General features: G+C 67.0%; 21 protein-coding genes and 1 pseudogene. 16 read left to right on the forward strand and 6 right to left on the reverse strand.

Going from position 1 to position 19,223, the window contains the following annotated elements; translation table 11 throughout:
- From ABS78_RS13565 to ABS78_RS23920, 11 genes are all read left to right on the forward strand, one after another.
- Window positions 1-481, forward strand: a 481-nt coding sequence (locus ABS78_RS13565; protein ID WP_293380000.1) for a hypothetical protein, incomplete at its 5' end; no start/stop codon positions are given.
- Window positions 474-764 (forward strand): hypothetical protein, encoded by a 291-nt coding sequence (locus tag ABS78_RS13570; protein ID WP_293380003.1) that lies wholly within the window; start codon window positions 474-476, stop codon window positions 762-764. The genes ABS78_RS13565 and ABS78_RS13570, both read left to right, overlap by 8 nt.
- Window positions 757-1,248 (forward strand): hypothetical protein, encoded by a 492-nt coding sequence (locus ABS78_RS13575; RefSeq protein WP_293380006.1) that lies wholly within the window; start codon window positions 757-759, stop codon window positions 1,246-1,248. The genes ABS78_RS13570 and ABS78_RS13575 overlap by 8 nt, the downstream gene beginning before the upstream one ends.
- Complete coding sequence (locus ABS78_RS13580) at window positions 1,235-1,576, forward strand: hypothetical protein (RefSeq protein ID WP_293380009.1); 342 nt, start codon at window positions 1,235-1,237, stop codon at window positions 1,574-1,576. Before ABS78_RS13575 ends, ABS78_RS13580 begins: the two co-directional genes overlap by 14 nt.
- Complete coding sequence (locus tag ABS78_RS13585; protein ID WP_293380012.1) at window positions 1,566-2,093, forward strand: hypothetical protein; 528 nt, start codon at window positions 1,566-1,568, stop codon at window positions 2,091-2,093. Before ABS78_RS13580 ends, ABS78_RS13585 begins: the two co-directional genes overlap by 11 nt.
- Window positions 2,090-2,407, forward strand: a complete 318-nt coding sequence (locus ABS78_RS13590; protein WP_293380015.1) for a hypothetical protein — start codon at window positions 2,090-2,092, stop codon at window positions 2,405-2,407. Before ABS78_RS13585 ends, ABS78_RS13590 begins: the two co-directional genes overlap by 4 nt.
- Window positions 2,404-2,565, forward strand: coding sequence for a hypothetical protein (locus ABS78_RS13595; RefSeq protein WP_293380018.1), 162 nt, complete (start codon window positions 2,404-2,406; stop codon window positions 2,563-2,565). Before ABS78_RS13590 ends, ABS78_RS13595 begins: the two co-directional genes overlap by 4 nt.
- Window positions 2,558-2,905: a DUF551 domain-containing protein gene (locus ABS78_RS13600; protein ID WP_293380022.1), complete on the forward strand. Its 348-nt coding sequence runs from the start codon at window positions 2,558-2,560 to the stop codon at window positions 2,903-2,905. Before ABS78_RS13595 ends, ABS78_RS13600 begins: the two co-directional genes overlap by 8 nt.
- A gap of 2 nt (window positions 2,906-2,907) precedes the next feature.
- Window positions 2,908-3,138 carry a hypothetical protein gene (locus ABS78_RS13605; protein WP_293380025.1) on the forward strand — a complete coding sequence of 77 codons (231 nt, stop codon included), beginning with the start codon at window positions 2,908-2,910 and terminating at the stop codon, window positions 3,136-3,138.
- Window positions 3,135-3,554: a thermonuclease family protein gene (locus tag ABS78_RS13610; RefSeq protein ID WP_293380027.1), complete on the forward strand. Its 420-nt coding sequence runs from the start codon at window positions 3,135-3,137 to the stop codon at window positions 3,552-3,554. Before ABS78_RS13605 ends, ABS78_RS13610 begins: the two co-directional genes overlap by 4 nt.
- 42 nt (window positions 3,555-3,596) lie before the next feature.
- The gene (locus ABS78_RS23920) at window positions 3,597-3,734 is read left to right on the forward strand and encodes a helix-turn-helix domain-containing protein (RefSeq protein WP_363083271.1); all 138 of its coding nucleotides are present in this window, start codon (window positions 3,597-3,599) and stop codon (window positions 3,732-3,734) included.
- Here the strand turns inward: ABS78_RS23920 and ABS78_RS13615 are convergent.
- The 4 genes and pseudogenes from ABS78_RS13615 to ABS78_RS13630 form a co-directional block, all read right to left on the reverse strand.
- On the reverse strand, window positions 3,679-4,914 hold the full coding sequence (locus ABS78_RS13615; protein WP_293380030.1) for a site-specific integrase: 1,236 nt from the start codon (window positions 4,912-4,914) through the stop codon (window positions 3,679-3,681). The two genes, ABS78_RS23920 and ABS78_RS13615, sit on opposite strands and share 56 nt — an antisense overlap.
- 218 nt (window positions 4,915-5,132) lie before the next feature.
- A pseudogene (locus tag ABS78_RS13620) lies at window positions 5,133-5,986 on the reverse strand (IS630 family transposase); the annotation flags it as partial.
- A 229-nt stretch (window positions 5,987-6,215) separates the two neighbouring features.
- Entirely contained in the window at window positions 6,216-7,244 is a 1,029-nt protein-coding gene (locus ABS78_RS13625) for an acyltransferase (RefSeq protein WP_293380033.1), read from the reverse strand.
- Between the two features lie 284 nt (window positions 7,245-7,528).
- Window positions 7,529-8,158, reverse strand: a complete 630-nt coding sequence (locus tag ABS78_RS13630) for a TetR/AcrR family transcriptional regulator (RefSeq protein WP_293380036.1) — start codon at window positions 8,156-8,158, stop codon at window positions 7,529-7,531.
- Window positions 8,159-8,272: 114 nt separating this feature from the next.
- On the opposite strand from ABS78_RS13630, the gene ABS78_RS13635 reads away from it, so the two are divergent.
- The 3 genes from ABS78_RS13635 (at window position 8,273) to ABS78_RS13645 (ending at window position 13,205) form a co-directional block, all read left to right on the forward strand.
- On the forward strand, window positions 8,273-9,679 hold the full coding sequence (locus tag ABS78_RS13635; protein ID WP_293380039.1) for a hypothetical protein: 1,407 nt from the start codon (window positions 8,273-8,275) through the stop codon (window positions 9,677-9,679).
- Between the two features lie 119 nt (window positions 9,680-9,798).
- Window positions 9,799-12,129, forward strand: coding sequence for a TonB-dependent receptor (locus ABS78_RS13640; protein WP_293380042.1), 2,331 nt, complete (start codon window positions 9,799-9,801; stop codon window positions 12,127-12,129).
- A gap of 68 nt (window positions 12,130-12,197) precedes the next feature.
- Window positions 12,198-13,205: a glutathione S-transferase family protein gene (locus ABS78_RS13645; RefSeq protein WP_293380045.1), complete on the forward strand. Its 1,008-nt coding sequence runs from the start codon at window positions 12,198-12,200 to the stop codon at window positions 13,203-13,205.
- 47 nt (window positions 13,206-13,252) lie between these two features.
- Here the strand turns inward: ABS78_RS13645 and ABS78_RS13650 are convergent, their stop codons facing one another.
- Complete coding sequence (locus ABS78_RS13650) at window positions 13,253-14,092, reverse strand: FkbM family methyltransferase (protein WP_293380048.1); 840 nt, start codon at window positions 14,090-14,092, stop codon at window positions 13,253-13,255.
- A gap of 2 nt (window positions 14,093-14,094) precedes the next feature.
- Window positions 14,095-14,535: a VOC family protein gene (locus ABS78_RS13655; RefSeq protein ID WP_293380051.1), complete on the reverse strand. Its 441-nt coding sequence runs from the start codon at window positions 14,533-14,535 to the stop codon at window positions 14,095-14,097.
- Window positions 14,536-14,840: 305 nt separating this feature from the next.
- On the opposite strand from ABS78_RS13655, the gene ABS78_RS13660 reads away from it, so the two are divergent.
- Both ABS78_RS13660 and ABS78_RS13665 read left to right on the forward strand, forming a co-directional pair.
- Window positions 14,841-15,905 (forward strand): efflux RND transporter periplasmic adaptor subunit, encoded by a 1,065-nt coding sequence (locus ABS78_RS13660; protein WP_293380054.1) that lies wholly within the window; start codon window positions 14,841-14,843, stop codon window positions 15,903-15,905.
- A gap of 24 nt (window positions 15,906-15,929) precedes the next feature.
- Window positions 15,930-19,163 (forward strand): efflux RND transporter permease subunit, encoded by a 3,234-nt coding sequence (locus ABS78_RS13665; protein ID WP_293380057.1) that lies wholly within the window; start codon window positions 15,930-15,932, stop codon window positions 19,161-19,163.
- The last annotated feature ends 60 nt before the right edge of the window (window positions 19,164-19,223 follow it).

The raw sequence follows: 19,223 nt of genomic DNA on the forward strand, positions 1-19,223 counted from the left end.
CTTCGACAACGACGGCGAGGACCTCTGGCGGTTCGCCGGGTGGAACTGGAGCCAGGACTTCTGGTGCGAAGGCGATGGAACGCCCGTCGCTTTCATCGAACTGGACGCCGTGACCGCCCCCGATCCCTCTGCCGACGCCTGGGAACTGGTCGATAAGCTCACCAGGGCGCTTACGGGACTGACGTCCGGCGGCTCTGAGTTCTTTGTTCGTTGCGGCGAACGGTTCGTCGCTGACACCGATTCCTGCCTCGCCTACATCAAGGCCGCGCGCGACGGGCGTCTCGCCACTCTCAAGGCCGCCATCGCCGCCAAGCAAAAAGCTCAGGCCGAAGCCGACGCCCTACGGGCAGAGAACGAGCGGCTGAGGGCGGAGAACGCCGAGTTGGCCGCCGCGAACCAGCGCCTCGGACGTCTAGGTCGCATCGTCGAACGCGAGCGCGATGAACTCGCCGCCCGGAGCGTGGAGGGCCGCGATGGGTAAGCTGACACCCCACGCGCTCATAATGCGCGAGGCTCGCTCGACGGGGCAACTGAAGGACAAGGCGTCGACGCCGAGGAAGGCGCAACGGGATGCGCTGATCTACATCCTAGAGAACGGCCCAGGCACGATCCCGATGACGAAGGCGCTCCGCGTCCCGGCGCCTGTCCAACAGTGCGTCGAAGCGGGTTGGCTGGAGCCCCTGAACCGGCTGCGGCCGGGCCCACCAATGTACGAAATCACCGCGTCCGGCCGCGCAGCCCTGAAAGGTGGCGAGCATGACTGACCTGACCTCCCTCATCGAACGTATCGAAGCCGGAGACGGCGCGGATCGGGCGCTCGAATGCGACGTCGCTCGCGCGTTCGGATGGCATCGGGTCGAGCCGCGCTTCACCCGCAGCCGGCGCGGCGGTTGGATCGCGCCAGAGGACTTCATGGGCGTGGATCGCGACGGGCGCCCGATCCTCAGTGAAAGCGGAACCCCCATGTGGCCCGATCCGCCTCGGGTCACCACAGACCTGAACGCCGTCATCGCGCTGTGCGAGCGGGTGTTGCCGGGGTGGCAGGTTGTTCTTTCGACGGGCGACGCAGACCGAGTTCGGGATGAAGAGCGGCTGCCCAGCGCCACCTTGATACCGCATCTGCTCAATGACGCAGGGTGGGCGCTTGGGTCTAAAGCGCGCTCGCCATCATACGCCAAGACCCCCGCCCGCGCCCTTCTGGCGGCGCTGCTGCGGGCGAAGGAGGGGCAGAGCCATGACCCCCGCTGAACGGCGCGAGGCTATCGCGCGGATCGTGGACCCGGAGGGTTGGGAACTCGCAGACCAGAAGCAGGCCGCATTTCCTAATGACCCGCTTATCTACGAAACAGTACGCCTGAAACGTTCCCTCTCCAAGGCCGAACAGATCATGGCTCTGGAGGAATCCATGGGCACAAACGATGGATTCTTTTCGCAAGTATTCAAGATGTTGATCTCAGAGGCGGACCCAATGCCTCACGGAAGGTTGCTCTATCTGAGTGGCGAGCAATTTCGAATGGTCGAGCGTGCTTACGAGAAAGCCTCAACCGTCCTGAAAGCCCCCTCCCATGACCACTGAACCAGACATCAACGCCGCTGTTGAGCGGGTGAAGGCCAAAGCCGCGCGCCTGGAACGCCTCGCCGGGAACATGAGGGAGTCGGGCCAGAAGACGCTTGCAAACGAGCGAGCGAAGAGCGCCGCCGACCTCCGCCTCCTCCTCTCAGCCCTCAAGGCAGAGCGGGAGAAGGTGGCGGGGCTGACTGGGGAGCGGGACGAAGCGCGAGCGGTGGCAGGATACCCCGGATACGTTCGCGACCTTGTGCCTATGTGTTCCGACGAGATCGAGGGGCTGGCCGAGAAGTGGCCACGGGTCGTCAACACGATGATGGCCGCAGAGCGCGACAAAGAAGCCGCCGAGTCCCGCGCCCAATCCGCCGAAACCCTACTCGCTGAAGCGGCGGGGGTGCTGGAGGAGCTTGAACCCTTCCTGGACGCGATTGTCTGCTACGCGAGCAGCATGGACGAGCACGACCCCAATCGTCTCGCATTCAACGCCCGCACCCTCTCCGCCAAGCTGAAGGACCGTCAGCAATGACCGAGATCACCGACATCGACCGCGCGAGGGCGGAGGAAGCGAGGGCTCGCCACTTTGCCCAGTTCGCCCATTCCAGCGAAGCTGAGAGCGAAGCTGAGATCGCCGCCATGCTGGCCCGCATCGGCTGGGAGCCCGTCGATCCCGACCTGATCGCCACAAGGGAGCTTTGCGCCGAGGACGCGCGGCGCTGCGGCTTCGGAGAGTGGATGGCCGTCCAGTACCTTTCCGGACGACGCGACAGTTGCCCTCTGTTTCAACGCTCCCTCGCCGCCATCAAGCGAGGCCGCCAGCTTGAGCGGGAGGCAGGCCGATGATGCAGGTCATCCCAACCGGCCCATGCCGCCGATGCGTCCAGTGCGAGGGCATGGACCACCACTGGATGTATGTCGGCGACGAGGACGCGGACGGTGAGCCCGTCATGTCCTGCAAGCACTGCGACGCCGCGCGGCCATTCGAGGACGACGATGTCTGACCTCACAGACCAAGAGCTGATCGCGGCGCTGCGGGCTATGTCCGGCGAAGACGAGATGATCCACACGCTGCCCTGGCCGCTCATCAAACGGCTCCTCTCCCTCGCCGCCGACCGCCTTGAAGCGCAGGGGTGGAAGCCGATTGAGAGCGCGCCGAAGGATGGGACGCGGGTTCTCGTAACTCGCTGGCCTCGCACGGGACACACAGACCCGACTAAGATCGCGTGGTGCTACGCGGACAGTCCGGCGTTCAAGGAGTGGCGCATCCGACTCAACAAGGGCCTGCGTTACGATCCCACCCACTGGCGTCCCCTCCCCGCCCCTCCGAGCGAGGAAGCGTGAGCATGGCCGATCACATCAACATTTCTCAGATCGACCGCTTCGACTCCGAGTGGAACAGCCGGCTGGAGTTCAACAAGCTCAAGGCCGAATTGGACATCATGACCCAGCGCTTCAAACAAGCGCAGTCGAACCTGGACGCGATCTTCACCCGCATCGCTCGGGGTGAGGACGTCGAGTTGCACTACAGCAACGGGGACGTTGTTCGCGTCGGGCGGCTGAGCGAGGAAGCATGACCCCCGCGATCCTCGCCGCCGCCTTCCTGGCCAGCCTGATCGCAACGCCTGCCCTGGCAGACCCGTGCAAGGCGATCCCTGATCGCGGGCCCATGCCGACGTACCTGGCGGCCGGAAGCACGTTCACCGGCCCCGTCTCGTACATCGGTGACGGCGATAGCCTGTGCGTCTCGGTAGGCCCCTCGCCTGACGAGTGGGTCGAGGTTCGCGTCGCCGACTTCTACGCGCCCGAGCTGCACGAGCCCGGCGGCCCTGAGGCCAAGGCTGCGCTCGAACGCATCGTCATGGGCCGGACGCTCCACTGCACCGCGGGCCGTCGGTCCTATGACCGCGTTGTCGCCAGATGCACGCTCGATGGCGTCTCTGTCGGGGATCTCATGCGCCAGGCCGGCGTGCAGGAGGGAGGGAGGCGGTAGATGGAACAGAAGCTTTCATACACGATCCCCGAGGCCGCTCGGATGACGGGCGTGTCGAGGTCGTCCCTCTACAAGCTCATCAAGGCCGGCGATCTGCGCACATTCACGTGGTGCGGTCGCACGCTCATTCGGGCGGAGGAGCTGGTTCGCCATCTTGATCAGGCTTCGCGGGCTGCATGAGATACGTCGCCCAGGCATCCATGAGGTCCCTGCGTTTAGCCAGCGCGTCCCCGCGGCGGTAGGCGCGCTCGGTTTCATCCCCCACGACGTGGGCAAGGGCCGCCTCTATGGTCTCCTTCGCAAACTCCGTCCTGTCGCCCGCGTAGTCGCGAAAGGTGCTCCGGAACCCGTGCACCGTGATGACGCCTTGGTACCCCATGTCATCGATCGTGCGATCCATCGCGCCAGTTGAGAGCGGCTTTCCCCTTCGAAACAAGCTCGGGAACACCCACCCCGTCGCCTTCGCCGAAGCCGGGTTCTTGGCTTTCGCCAGGATGTCTAACGCCGCCTTGGATAGCGGGACTCTGTGCGCCCGGCCCGCCTTCATACGGCCGGCCGGCACGGTCCATATCTTGGCTTCAAGGTCGATTTCCGACCACGTCGCATTGATGACTTCGGACGTGCGAGCCGCGGTCAGGATCGCAAAGCCCAACGCGTAAGCCGCCATTGCATCCCGCTTCCCCAGGTCCGCCATGAACGCGGGCGCGTCGGCATACGGAAGCGCGGGATGGTGGCGGACCTTGATCTCCTGGCGCGGAAGGAGGTGTTGGAGATGGCCCTTCCATCGCGCCGGGTTCGGCGAGTCTGCCGGCGCCTTTCCCCCAGCGCGGGCGGCGTCCAGCACAGCTTCAATTCGCATACGCATCCGCCGCGCTGTCTCGGGTCGTGATGACCAGTAGGGTTTGAGCGCTGCGATCACGTCTTCCGTGGTGACCTCGCCGACGGGCGTGGTCTTCAGGGCGCCGACCCACTCCGTCATCATCCGCAGCCAGGCCGCGTGAGCCTTCTCCTGCTTCGGAGCGAGCGCGGGCGCCACCTCCCTCGCCCAAGCCGAGAACGTTAGATTGCGCGCCGCCATCGCAGCTCGGTTGGCCTTCCTCGCTGTGATCGGGTTGACGCCTTCGCGGATCAGCTTCCGAGCCTTGTCCCGCTCGGATCGAGCCTCGGCCAAGCTGACCTCCGAGGGGGAGCCCAAGCCCATCTCGGATCGCTTGCCGGCCAGGTGAATGACGAGAACCCACCGCTTGAAGCCGTCTGTGCCTATGCGAAGGTAGAGCCCCCCGCCGTCCGCGTACCAACCCGGTTCACGCGCCTTTCGCACCGCAAGATCGGTCAGCCGATTGAGGGTTCGGGGAGCCATCTACCGTCCTAAGTCTCGTCCTAAGCCGCGCGCGCGCTTCGTAGGCGATCACATGGACGCGGGCGGACGATCAAGCCTGGAAAGTTTAATGTTCACAAGGGCCGCATGGACGGATATCGTATCCCTTGTGTTCGCGTTCGGAAGGTGCTCGGGGAGCCACCGCAGAGAATTTCCCGGTTCCTTCCGTGCATTAGAGCGTGACCGCTTCGGCATGAAGCGTAACCGCTGTTGACGAGGTAGTTGGCGCACTCGGTCGGTGTGAAGTGGTCGAGGAGTTGTCCGATGCGTCGCCAGGTGGCTTCGACGGTGCGCTCGGCGGCCTTGCGCAGGAGAGTCTTCAGCTTGGCCAACACCTGTTCGATGGGGTTGAGATCGGGGGAATAGGGCGTCAGGAAGATGAGGTGGGCGCCGCGGGCCCGGATGGCTGCGCGGGCGGCCTTGCCGCTGTGGCTGCCGAGGTTGTCCATGATGACCACATTGCCGGGCTGGAGCACGGGAGCCAGGATCTTCTCGACGTACAGCCGGAAGGCCTCGCCGTTGATCGGCCCGTCGAAGACGAAGGGCGCGTCGATCCTGTCGTGCCTGAGGGCTGCGATGAAGGTCAGCGTCTTCCAGTGGCCATGGGGCGCGTAGGCCCTTAAGCGGCGGCCGCGCGGTCCCCAGCCGCGCAAAGGCGCCATGTTGGTCTTGATCCAGGTCTCGTCGATGAACACCAGGCGCGAGGCCTCGATCCGCCCCTGGTGCGCGCGCCAGCGGGTCCTGCGGCGAGCCACGTCAGGCCGCGCCTGCTCCTGGGGCGGCAGCGCTTTTTTGAAGCTCAGCCCCTCGGCGTGGACGGTCCGGCCGCGATCCGCCGCCGAAGCCACTCGGCGACCTCGCCAGACAACGTCCGCGGCTTGTAGCCGCCAACCTGCGCCGGCGCCGGCGAGCCGGTCTCCCGAACGCGCTTGGTCCACTTCGACACGCACGAGGGGGCGATTTGCAGGGCCTCGGCGATCTGCCGGTGCGTCTCACCCGCTGCCTTCCGCGCCAACGCGCGCTCACGAAGGTCCATCGAATAAGGAGTCGTCATCCAAGCTGCCTCCAGCCAGCTACCCAGATGAATCAGCTCCCAAGTGCCTTGAGAATCCCGATTCCGTCAGATCGGGGCACGCTCTAGATCAGCCGCCTCTCTGCTCCCACCCCACCAGGAGTAGGTGGACCCGTTCCTGCGATGTCTGCGGCGCACCGGAGGGCTGACGGACTGTCGGCGCAGGTCGATCGGGGGCTTCGGCGGTCTTTGGGGAGAAATTTCCGCCAATCTAAGCTGGGATCGTTGCTTTCCGGCGGTCTGCTAGGACTTTAAAGTACTTCCGCGCCGCATCTTCGAATGGATACGCGATGCCCGCGACGACTATGATGCCCGCCAAGTAGGGAAGGGCCAGTAGGTCACCCACCGCGCCCACGTCCATCCGCCCCCCCTCGGAGCTCCAGCCGAGAGCCCGCCCGATGTGCCAGAGCACAGCGACGACCAGCGCATGCACGATGTAGGCCGTGTACGACCGCTCTCCAAGCCATTGAACGGGCCTTGAGCGGAGCCAAGACGTCAGGCGTCCTCGCGACCCTGCAAAGACATACACGGCGGCGCCGAAGACGAAGGGCGCCACGAATTGCGCTTCCCCCGACGCGACGAACACTACCACACTGATTGCGGCGACCGCCTCGCCCCAGGTCCCGAAATCTCGTATCGGCGCACGCGCGATCAAGGCTCCCACAAAGAACCCAGCAACCCCCCTGGCAACCCCGAAATCAAACGTCGATCCCATGCCCGCTGGCGCGAAGGAAAAGAGGATGAAAATCGCTATGACAACGAGCGCCGCATAGACGAAGCGTCGCCACGGCACGAACGCCAGAAAGGCGAACATCAAGTACAAAAACCACTCGACGCTGATGGACCAACTCGGATCGTTCCACGTCAGCTCTCGATGAACACCCCAGGAGTGCACCATGAAGATATTGGTGATCAGGGCGATGGCGGAGTGCCGTTCGTCCGCGTTGAAATCGCCCTGAACCAGCGAAACAAGTACGAAGGCCAGCAGGACAGCCATATGCATTGGCCAGATACGTCCGAACCGCTTGAGGAGAAACGGCAGAGTGGCATCCGGTCGCCGATCCTGCACCGCCGCGATCACGAAGCCAGAAAGTACAAAGAAGAAATCGACGAACAAATAGCTGTGGCGAATGAACTCGTTCCCGGAGATCTGGCCAACGACAGGGAAGTGAAAAAGCGCTACCAGCAAGGCGCACAAGCCTCGCCAACTATCTAGCGAATTTCCTCTCAACGCATCCACTGTCGCACGCTAACATAACGATGATTCATGAGAACTCCTCATGCGGTCTGTTACTCACTATCCTCTGCGGCGCGCAAGTTCACGGCATAGGCGACGAATTCATCGACGGCGTCGAAGCTGTCCCCATTGTCTATGAAAAGTGCGGCGACATGAAAAAGCAAGACATCGCATGCCTTCTCCTACCCAAGACTAAATGAAGCGGTAGAACGGGTCCACGCTTTGACGACGCTTGCTCAGAGAGCCGCCGACATCCGCCCGAAGGCGGACCTTCGCGAACCCACACATCACCCTGCCGCATCGGCGCCCTCAGCATCCAGCGCCGCGACGCGGGCCTGGAGGTCGGCGAAGGACTCGGGAGTCATGGTGCGATTCAGGATGGCCAGCTTCAGGTCGAATCCCCTGCGCCATTGACCCGGCGTGGGCGCCGCCACGCCCTCGATCTCCCGCAGATGATCGGGCCAATGGCGGACGACCATCCACAGCGCCGCAGCCAGGTCGTCGATATCTACAGGGCCCGAGACGAACGCGCCCTCCCCCGCCAGTTCGTCCAGCAGGGCGCGCAGCCGATCGTACTGCTCGCGCATGAGGCCGGCGCCGGCCGAGGCGCGCCGGGCCGCCGCGTCCTCGGTGAGGAACCTGTGGTCCCACATCGCCCGCATGGTGCCCAGGGTGTAGCGGACGTAGCGCTCGGTCGCCGGCGCCGGGCCGTCGGCCTGTCGGAGGGCGGCGCGGTAGTCTCGGGCCGCCGCGAGCGACAGGGCCGCGCGAAGGTCGTCCCGGGTTCGGAAATGGTACCAGAGGTTTCCCACGGCGATACCCGCCGCGGCGGCCACCTGCTGGTTGGTCGTGTGCGCCTCGCCCTGTTCGTTGAACAGCCGCCGGGCCACGTCCAGGATGCGCGCCTTCGTCTTCATCGCCCCCTTCCTGCCTGTCCCCGCTCGCCTTGTCCCGCCTAGAATTAGGCTATACGACCTAGACTCGCCCGACCTGCGACGAACCGCGAGGTGGCCCGACGCAGGAGGCGAACCATGACCGCGCGAGACCACCTCTCCCCGCCCCCCGGCTACTATCCCTCGGTCTGGCCGGGCGAATGCGGCGGCCCGCGGCGACAGAAGGTGACGCGTGCGCCGGGCCTGCGGCTGCAACCCGGGGAAGCCCTGGCCGCCCGGACAAGGCGTCTGGACGACGACCGCTGGCCGGTGATGTTCGTGCTGCGAGATCCCGGCGAACTGTACCTCCAGGGCGGGACCCGGGCGGGCCAGAACCGCACCTCGTACGGCTGGGTGGAGCAACTGCACCCCGAGACCCTGGAACCGGTGAAGCGCTCGCCCGATCTTCCGTCCGGCGGGCACAACTGGTGCGGCGCAGCCTGCGTCCACGCCAACGGCGACATCTATGTGGTCAACGGCGCCTACGCCCACCGGCTGACGCCGGACCTCGAGGTCGTGGCCGAGCGCCGGCTGTCGGTGGACAACGCCCACAACGGCCACCTCGTCCTGAGCGACGGGGCGCTGGTGGCCAAGGACATCCAGAACGACCCGGCCAGGCGCTCGGTCTTCACCGTGCTGAGCCCGGACCTGGAGATCATCGACCGCTACGAGTTCCCCTGGAACAGCGTCGGGCGCTTCTCGGCCGACGCGCAGGACGGCGAGGACCACCTCTACGTCACCAGCGGCGCCGAGATCCGTCGGCTGATCTACCGGGACGGCCGGCTCTCGCTGGATCCCGACTGGTCCGCTGGATACCGGATCGCCGGCGAGGATCAGGCCTTCGCCTGGGACAGCACGCTGGGCGACGACTGCGCCTGGTTCATGGACATGGGCGAGAACGCCGTGGTCCGCGCCGTTCTGGCGGCCCACCCGATCGGGACGCAGGCGGTCGAGGTGCTGCCTCCCGCCGCGCTGGAGGCGCCGGACTCCCTGCGCCCGGCCCTGCGCCAGACGACGATGCAGCGCTATCCGAACGGCGCGCCGATCCATGCGGCGCCGCAGCGCCTGTTCCGCGTCTCGCTCCGCGACGCCGCCGACCGGGACGCCTTCGTGCTGTTCGATCAGCCCCAGGGCAACATCATCGCGCCGCCCCTCTACGACCAGGACCGCCGCATCCTGGTGGCGTTCGACACCGCGAACCGGCGGCTGGGCGCGTGGCGCTATCACGGACCGGGCGACCTGCGGCCCCTGTGGCAGCATCCGTGGCGGACCAGCAACCAGCTCACCCTCTACGCCGACACCGGGGAACTGTTCGTCGACGACTGCACCACGCCGGGACGTTGGGACGCCGTCGTGGTCGATGTCGAGACCGGCGTGGAGCGTGGCCGGGCGGACACTGGCTGCATCCTGTCCGGAGGCATGTGGTACACGCCCGGCTTCGGTCGCGACGCCTACACCAGCTCTCCGCTGGGCGCCATCGCGCGGCTGCACGTGGCCGACAGCTGAGGCCGCGGCGACCCCTTCCGGCGAATCAAGCGGTTGCCATCGCCCGAAATCCCGAATACGGACGCTAACCAGAATAGTAGTTCCGATTCCAATTAGCGGACTGATCCGGGAGGGATGAGATGCAAAGAGACGCTGGACGTCGTCGATGGCTGCTGGCGGCCACAGCCCTGGCGGCTGGAGGCCTCGCCACGGGCGCCTGGGCCCAGGCGGGCTCGGCTCAGCTGGAGGAACTGGTGGTCACCGCGCAGAAGCGGGCCGAGAACGTGCAGGACGTGCCGCTGTCGATCACGGCGGTGAGCGGCCGCGACCTCGAGGCGGCCAACGTCACCAATTTCCGCGAGCTGACCGCGATGGTCCCCGCCCTGCGGATGGAAGGCTCCAACAACACCCGCAACACCACCGTGTCGCTGCGGGGCATCGGTAATTCCGGCAACAACCCAGGGATCGAATACAGCGTCGGCGTCTTTCTGGACGGCGTGTACCTGCCGGGCCTGAGCGTGCTTCAAGGCGACCTCGTCGACATCCAGGCGGTCGAGGTCCTGCGCGGGCCTCAAGGCACGCTCTACGGCCGCAACACGCCGGTCGGGGCGATCAACATCATCACCCGCGAGCCCCAGGCCGAGCCCGAGGCGATGGTGACCGCCGGCTTCGGCAACTACCAGCAGCGCTACGCCAAGGGCTATCTGGGTGGCGCGCTGGGCGAAGACCTGTCGGCCCGAGCGTCGTTCTGGCTGCGCGACCGCGACGGCTTCGCCCGCAACCTGGCCACCGGCGGACGCGTGAACGACATGAAGGGCGGCGGCGCCCGGCTCCGCACCATGTGGACGCCGAACGACGACCTGAAGTTCAACCTGGTCGGTCACTACTCGATCGTGCGGTCGAAGGGCGGCGTCGCCGATGCGATCAACCCGACGGGTCCGGGTGGCGTGGCCACACCGGGCTTCCTCGCGGCGACCGCAGCCCTGGGCTACACCTTCCAGAACTTCACCGGCGGCGACTTCGTGGTCCAGGCCGACGACGTGACCAACGACAAGGCGATCTCCTACGGGGCCTCGGTCACGGGCGAGTTCGAGCTGCCGGCCGGCCACACCCTGACCTCGATCACCGCCTGGGACGTGAACGTGGGCGGAGCCGACCCCTACTCGGCCGACGCCCTGCCGCAGAACGTGGCCAAGCTGATCGAGCGGGGCGAGATCGAGTCGTTCAGCGAGGAATTGCGGCTGAACTCTCCGACCGGCGGCTTCTTCGAGTACATCGCGGGTGTCTACCTCTACCGGCAGACCTACGACTTCTGGTCCACCTTGACGGTCGGGCCGGACGCCAACCGGCTGTTCCCGCTCCCTGCGGCGGCCGGCGGGCCGCAGCCATTCCGCCAGGGCGACCAGCTGCGCTCGGAAGCCGACCTGAAGACGCGCAGCACCGCGCTGTTCGGCACCGGCCGGTTCAACTTCACCGACCGCTGGCGGGCCTCGCTGGGCGCCCGCTACGTCTGGGAGAAGAAGGACGGCGTCATCAATCACACCAACTCGCCGGGCGCCAACGCCGCCTTCCAGGCCCTCTTCGGGCCAAACCTGATCGGAGCGGTGGAGCGTAGCGAGGAGAAGTTCACCTGGCTGATCAGCACCCAGTACGACCTGACCCCCGACATCATGGCCTTCGCCAGCGTCTCGACGGGCTACAAGTCCGGCGGCTTCAACGCGCGTCGGCAAGCGCCGACCGCGCCGGTGCAGTTCGAGCCCGAATCCTCGATCGACTACCAGCTCGGCCTGAAGTCGCAGCTCCTCGACCGCCGGCTGCGCCTGAACCTGACGCTGTTCAACATGGTGCTGAGCGATTTCCAGGAGTCGATCCTGAATCCCGTCACCCGTTCGGGCTTCCTGACCGGTAACGCGGGCGAGCGGCGCGTGCGGGGCCTGGAGGGCGATTTCGTCGCCGTGGCCGGGCCGAACCTGAGGTTCTCGGGTGGCCTGACCTATCTGGACGCCGAGTTCACGGACTACACGATCGGCCCCTGCTTCGCTGGCCGCACGCCCAACGGCAGCCTGCCCAACACCTGCTCGTTCAACGGCCTGACACCCGTCAGCTCGCCCAAGTGGAAGTTCAACCTGGCGGGCGACTATAGCCGCCAGATCGCCGACGACCTGATGTTGAACGCCCGCCTGGAGGTGCAGCACACCAGCACGATGCTGCTCGACGCGGCGCTGGACCCGCGCTCCAGGCAGAAGGCGGTCACCCTGCTGAACGGCAGCCTGTCGCTCGGCGCCGAGGCGCGCGGCTGGTCGGGCCGGCTGTGGGTCAAGAACCTCACCGACGAGCACTACTACCAGCGGATCGGCGGCATCCCGCTGGCGCCGTTGGTCAGCACCGGCGGCACCGCCGGGGCGGAGGGCTTCCACGGCTACTACGCCGAGCCCCGGACGTACGGGCTGGAACTGACCTACCGCTACTGAGGCGGCGGGGGCCGGGCGGATCGCCCGGCCCCTCGCCTCGTCCATCCCCAGAAGACCGGAGTGCTCACATGGCCCAGAGCCACTACCTCATCCACGGAAGCCTCGGTTCGCCCTATACGATGAAGATGCGGGCGGTGATGCGCTACCGGCGGCTGCCGCACGTCTGGATCCGCGACGGCAACAGCCGGCTGGCCGGCCGCACGGGCCTGAAGGTCGCGGTGATCCCGGTGATCCAGTACCTGGACGGCTCGTATCACAACGACTCCACGCCGATGATCGACGATCTGGAACGGCTGCACCCCGGCGAGCGGTCGATCGTTCCGGACGATCCGGGCGACGCCTTCCTGGCCTATCTGCTCGAGGACTTCGCGGACGAGTGGGTGACCAAGGCCATGTTCCACTACCGATGGTTCCGGGCGCGCGACCAGGACCAGATGGGCCACTGGCTGGGCTTCGACCTCTATCAGGGACAGGGCCTGGCGAAGATCCGCGCCTTCGCGCGCGAGTTCCGCGACCGCCAGGTGGGCCGCCTCGCCCTGGTCGGATGCACCGAGGCGAACCAGTATCTGGTCGAGGAGACCTGCCGGCGCACGCTGGCGGCGCTCGAACGGCACGTGACCGACAGCTGGTTCTTCTTCGGCAGCCGGCCGTCGCGCGCCGAATTCGGACTGTACGGTCAGCTCTCGCAGTTCATCGTCGACCCGACGCCGACCGACATCCTGCGCGCCACGGCACCCTACACCGCCCGCTGGGTGATGAACATGGACGACGTGGGCGGGATCGACGGCGAGTGGTCGGTGAAACCCGTGTCGGCCAGCGTGGAGGCCATGCTGCAGCTCACCGGCGAGGTCTATCTGCCATTCCTCGTGGCCAATGCGCAGGCCTATGCGCAGGGCGCGGAGACGATGTCGTTCACCGCGCTCGGGGAAACCTATTCCCAGGGCGTGTTCCGATACCAGGTGAAGTGCCTGGAGACCCTCCGCACAGCCTACGCGGCGCTCGACGAAGCCACGCGAGGTCGGATCGATCCGCTCCTCGATAGGACCGGCTGCCTGCCGTTCCTGTGCAAAGCCTGACAGGGCCGGAGATCAGGGCCGGAAGATCAGGGCCGGAAGATCGCCGCCTAACCCGGCCTGTAGCCATAGCGGGCGAGGTAGGGATAGGCGTCGATCCCGCCCGGACGCTGCTGGTCGGGACCCGCAACCCGGGTGAGGCCCCACTGCTCGCCGGTTCCCGGCGGCAGGGCGACGATGTTGGAATCGCCCCGGCCCGGCGTCTCCGGCGCCGCCCGGCCGTTCGCCGGCGTCGCGAACGGCGCGAAGAACCAGCACACCTCATAGCCGGCGGCCTGGAACGTGCGGATCACCTCCGCGGTCGCCTCCGGGTGCTGGATCGTGGCCTCGACCAGCCAGACGGCGCGCCGGGCGGCGATCAGCGCCGCCGCCCCCGCCAGAACCTGCGGCTCGAATCCCTCCACGTCGATCTTCACCAGCCGGACATCCCGGGTGGAGATGGCGTCGAGCGTGACCATCGGAACCGGTCGCATCACCTCGGCGACGCTGTCGAAGCCGATGTCGCCGAAGTTGCGCTCGCCTACCAGCGGGACCGCGGGGAACTCGGTCACGCCGGACTCGGCCCCGGCCGCCGCCCGGACGACCGAGAGATTCGCCAGGCCGTTGGCCGCCGCATTCGCTTCCAGGATGTCGGCCAGTTCGGCATGGGCCTCGATCGCCAGGACCTTCCAGCCCGGCCGGCGATGGGCGAACGGCAGGGAGATCGCGCCGATATTGGCGCCGACGTCCAGCAGCGCACCCGCCTCGTCCGCATGATCGACGAGGAAATCCAGAATCACGCGGGCGAACTCGCCATAGTCGCGCAGCGAGGCGCCCACGGCGGTGTCGCCGGCCGGGAACCGGAATTCGAGGTCGTAGGCCCGAGCGGTCTCCAGCGGAACGGCCGACACCGTCACCACGTCCCCACATTGGGCATCGAGGCCCAGGGCTCGGCCGGCGCAAGGGCGGGGCCGGCCTGCAGCAGTTCCACGGAGATGTTGTCGGGGGAGCGGACGAAGGCCATGCGGCCGTCGCGCGGCGGCCGGTTGATCACCACCCCGGCGTCCTTCAGACGCTGGCAGACGGCGTAGATGTCGTCGACGGCGTAGGCCAGATGGCCGAAATTGCGGCCGCCCTGATACGCCTCGGCGTCCCAGTTGTAGGTCAGCTCCACCGTGGGCGCCCGCGCCTCGCGGGCAGCGGCCTCATCCCCCGGCGCGCAGAGGAACACCAGCGTGAAGCGACCGGCCTCGTTCTCGGTGCGCGAGACTTCCTTAAGCCCCAGCCTGTCACAATAGAACGCGAGTGATTCGGCGAGGTCGGTCACGCGGACCATGGTGTGGAGGTATCTCACGAGAGTGTGCGTCCTTCGATCATCGGGTATGGCGTTGGGCTGGCGCATGCCTCTTTACCGCGTAAAATGACACCGATGCGGACGACCGCATCGGCGAGGCTCCACCGAGACGTGCACTGAACTCTGGCCATGTTCCGATTAGACCCGCGACGCCACGTGACCGCAATTTCATTTGCGCTGACAGAACGGCGGCATCACAACCGGGCCAAGCCGCGAGATGACGGCGCCCGCGCATGGTGGAGACCACAGCGTACGTCGCCGGCTACCGAGCCGGGTCTGGTTCCGGGTACGGGGGAAGTCGCGTCATGCGCCTGAAGTCTCAGCACATTTTCATCCTCGCGGTGATCGGCGTGCTGATGATCTATTTCGTCGGCAGCCTCATCTTCCGACCGCTGAATCACGGCGGCGAACGGGCCGAGGCCAAGGCCGATCCCCTGCCCACGGTCCAGACACGGGTGACCCCCGAGACCACGCGGCCCGTGCAGGTGCTGATGCGCGGCCGCACCGAGGCGGCGCGCGCCGTGGTGGTGCGTTCCGAGACCGCCGGCGTGGTCGCCGCGACACCTACCCCCGAAGGCAGCCTGGTCCGCGAGGGGCAGGTTCTCTGCCGGCTGTCCGTCGACGCCCGCCAGGCCAGCCTTGACCAGGCGCGCGCGCAGCAGAAGTCGCGGCAGCTCCAGCGCGAGGCCGCGGCCCAGCTCGCCGAGAAGGGCTTCCGCTCGCCCACCCAGGTGCTCGAGGCGCAGGCCAACCTCGACGCCGCCAACGCCTCGGTGCGGGCGGCCGAGATAGCCTTGGGCCAGGTGAACATCCGGGCGCCGTTCGCCGGCGTCTTCGACCGCCGCGACGCCGAGATCGGGACCTATCTGTCGCCCGGCCAGCCGTGCGGCACGATGATCGAGCTCAATCCCCTCATCGTCGTGGGCGACGCCCCGGAAACCCAGGCCGTGAAGCTCCAGGTGGGCGCGCCCGCCCAGGCGCGGCTGGTCTCGGGTCAGGTGCTGACCGGCAAGATCCGCTACGTCGCGCGCGACGCCGATCCGCAGACCCGGACCTATCGGGTGGAGGTGGCGGTGGCCAACCCCGGCAACGCCGTGCGCTCGGGCCTCTCGGCCGAGCTGCGTGTGAGCGCAGGCGCAGGCGCGGCCCACCTGGTGCCCGTCTCGGCCCTGGTGCTGAACGCCGATGGCCGCCAGGGCCTGCGGTATGTCCAACCCGACGGTCGGGTGGCCTTCACGCCCGTGACCGTGCTGGAGGAGACGGCGGAGGGGATCTGGGTCAGCGGCCTGACCGGCCAGGCGAACGTCATCACGGTCGGGCAATCGTTCGTGGCCGACGGACAGAAGGTGCGCGTGACGGCCGCCCGCTAGGGCGCCGTCACCGGGGAGCAACAGATGATCGGTCCGCTCATCGACGGCGCCATCAAGCGAAGGAAGGTCGTCCTCGCGGTCACCCTGATCGCGGCGCTGTTCGGCCTGTTCGCCTATATTTCGATGCCGCGGGAATCCGAGCCCGACATCGACCTGCCCTACATCTCGGTTGTCGTTCCCTACCCCGGCGTCTCGCCCGAGGACGCCGAGCGCCTGCTGGTCAAGCCGCTGGAACTGGAGCTCCAGACCATTCAGGGCATCGAGTCGATGAATGCGGTCGCGCGCCAGAACGCGGCGGTCGTGACCCTGGAATTCGAGGCCGATTTCAACAAGGACAAGGCGCTCGAGGACGTGCGCGCCAAGGTCGACATGGCCCGCGGCAAGTTCCCGCCCGACGCCGAAGAGCCGATCATCCAGGAAATGAACTTCTCGGGCGAGCCGATCATCGGCATCGTCATCTCCGGCTCGGCGCCCGAACGCGAGCTGTTCCGCGTGGCCAGGCAGCTCAAGGAGCGCCTGGAGGGGACCGACGGCGTCCTGGAAGTCTTCATGAGCGGCGGACGCGAGGAAGTCCTCGAGGTCGCCATCGATCCCTTGCGGATGGAAGCCTACAACGTCACCACCAGCGAGCTGGCCCAGGTGATCGGGCGCAACAACCAGCTCGTCCCGGCCGGCAATCTACGCTCGGGCTCGGGCCAGTTCGCGGTGAAGGTGCCGGGGGTGGTCCAGGAGCCTGCCGACATCATGGCTCTGCCGATCAAGCGCAACGGGGACCGGCTGGTGACCGTGGCCGACATCGGCGACGTCCGGCGCACCTTCAAGGAGCCCACCTCCATCAGCCGGTTCAACGGCCATCCCGCCTTCGTGCTGGAGGTGACCAAGCGCGGCGGCGCCAACATTCTCGCCACGGTGGAGACGGTGCGCAAGGCCACCGAGGAGGACGCCCGGAGGTGGCCGTCGACGGTCCGCCTGGACTACATCTACGACGAGAGCGAGTTCATCGCGCGCACGCTGGTGGTCCTGGAGAGCGGCCTGATCATCGCCGCCATCCTGGTGATGATGATCATCGTGGTCAGCCTGGGCATCCGCCAGGGCCTGATCGTCGGCACCTCGATCCCCCTCTGCTTCCTTATCGCCTTCCTGCTGATCAACAGCATGGGCGTGACGCTGAACATGATGGTCATGTTCGGCATGGTCCTGGCCGTGGGCATCCTGGTGGACGGCGGCATCGTCGTGACCGAGTACGCCGACCGCAAGATGGCCGAAGGCATGCCGAAGGAGGAGGCGTTCACCGCCGCCGGCAAGCGGATGTTCTGGCCGGTGGTGAACGGCACCCTGACCACGCTGTGCGCCTTCGTGCCGTTCATGTTCTGGAACTCCATCGCCGGCAAGTTCATGAGCTACCTGCCGCTGACGCTGTTCTTCGTGCTCGGCGCCTCGATCTGCATCGCGCTGATCTTCATCCCCGCGCTCGGTTCGCTGGCCTCGCGGAAGACCGCGGTGGACGAAGAGCACCTGGCCGAGATCATGAAGTCCGAGCACGGCGACCCGCGCGAGATGTCGGGCTTCATGGGCTGGTACGCGCGGGCGCTCACCTACCTCGGCCAGCGCCCGACCCGGACGATCGCCGCCGGCGGCCTCATCGTGCTGGCGATCGTCGTCTCGTTCGCGATGACGAAGCACCGGACCGAGTTCTTCTTCGAGGACGACCCCGAATTCACCCAGGTCTTCGTGAAGGCTCGGGGCAACCTCTCGCCCGAGGCCCAGGACGGACTGGTGCGGCAGGTCGAGGAACGTCTGGTCGGCGTCAAGGGCGTGGAATCGTTCTACGTGCGGGCGGGCGGCTTCAGCGCCAACGGTGGTCCGAACTCGGCGCCCAACGACACGGTGGGCCGGATCCGCGTCGACTTCCTGGACTTCGAGGAACGGACCGCCCTCGGCCTGACCGGCAAGGCGATCGAGGACGAGGTCCGGCGCCGGGTGACGAACATCCCCGGCCTGCAGATCGAGGTGCGCGGGCCGCAGAACGGCCCCCCTGTGGGCAAGGACGTCCAGGTCCAGCTCCTCAGCAACGACCCGACGGCGCTGAACAAGGCCGCCGACCTGGTGTTCGACAAGCTGGCGTCGGACCGGCAGCTCATGGAGCTTGAAGACAACCGGACCTCGCCCGGCATCGAATGGAACCTGATCGTCGATCGCGAAGCGGCCGGCCGCTACGGCGTCGACGTGCTGTCGGTGGGCCAGACCATCCAGTTCCTCACCGGCGGGGTCCTGATGGGACGTTTCCGGCCCGACGACGCCGACGACGAACTGGACATCCGCGTCCGCTTCACCGCCGACGCGCGCAACGTGGCGGCGCTGGAGGAGCTGAAGGTCACGACGCCGCTGGGCCCCGTGCCGGCCAGCTACTTCATCAAGCAGGCCCCCTCCCAGCAGGTGACCCAGATCCAGCGCCGGGACGGCCAGCGCCTCGTCATCCTCCAGGCCAATGCGGTCGAGGGGGTCGCGGCGAACCAGAAGATCGCCCAGCTCCGGCCCTGGCTTCAGCAGGCGCCGATCGATCCGGCCGTGACCTGGAAGTTCACCGGCGCCGACGAGGAAGGCGCCGAGGCGGCGGTGTTCTTCGCCACCGCGATGCTGGCGTCCCTGTTCATGATGTTCGTGATCCTGCTGTGCCAGTTCAACAGCTTCTACGGGGTGTTCGTGACCCTCTCGGCGGTGATCCTGTCCACCGTGGGCGTGTTGCTCGGCGTGCAGGTGAACTTCGCCGACACCTTCCCGTACATCTCGGTGATCATGCTGGGCACGGGCGTCGTGGCCCTGTTCGGGGTGGTGGTGGGCCACAACATCGTGCTGGTGGACACCTTCTACCACCTCCGGCAGGCGGGCTATGCGGCGGACGAGGCGGCGATGCGGGCGGCGGTCCAGCGGTTCCGGCCGGTGCTGCTGACCACTCTGGTGACGGTGGTGGGCCTGTTGCCGCTGATGTTCCAGATCCACCCGAACTTCCACACCGGCCACATCGAGTACAAGGCGCCCGGCTCGGCCTGGTGGGTGCAGCTTTCGGCCTCGGTCGTCTGGGGCCTGTCGTTCGCCACCCTGCTGACGCTGGTGCTCACGCCCGTCATGCTGGCCGCGCCCAAGGTCTACTCGCGCCGGTTCGGCTGGCTGCGCGACCACCTGCCATGGGTGCGTCGGCGGGTGGCGACGCCGCCGGCGGCCGACCGGTCCGACGACCTGCCCCGCGCCGCGGAGTGACGGCTTGAGCGAAGGGCTGACGCATCGCCTGGCCACGCCCGAAGACGCGGCCGCCCTGGC

Source organism: Phenylobacterium sp. SCN 70-31 (assembly GCF_001724605.1).
GTDB lineage: Bacteria > Pseudomonadota > Alphaproteobacteria > Caulobacterales > Caulobacteraceae > Phenylobacterium.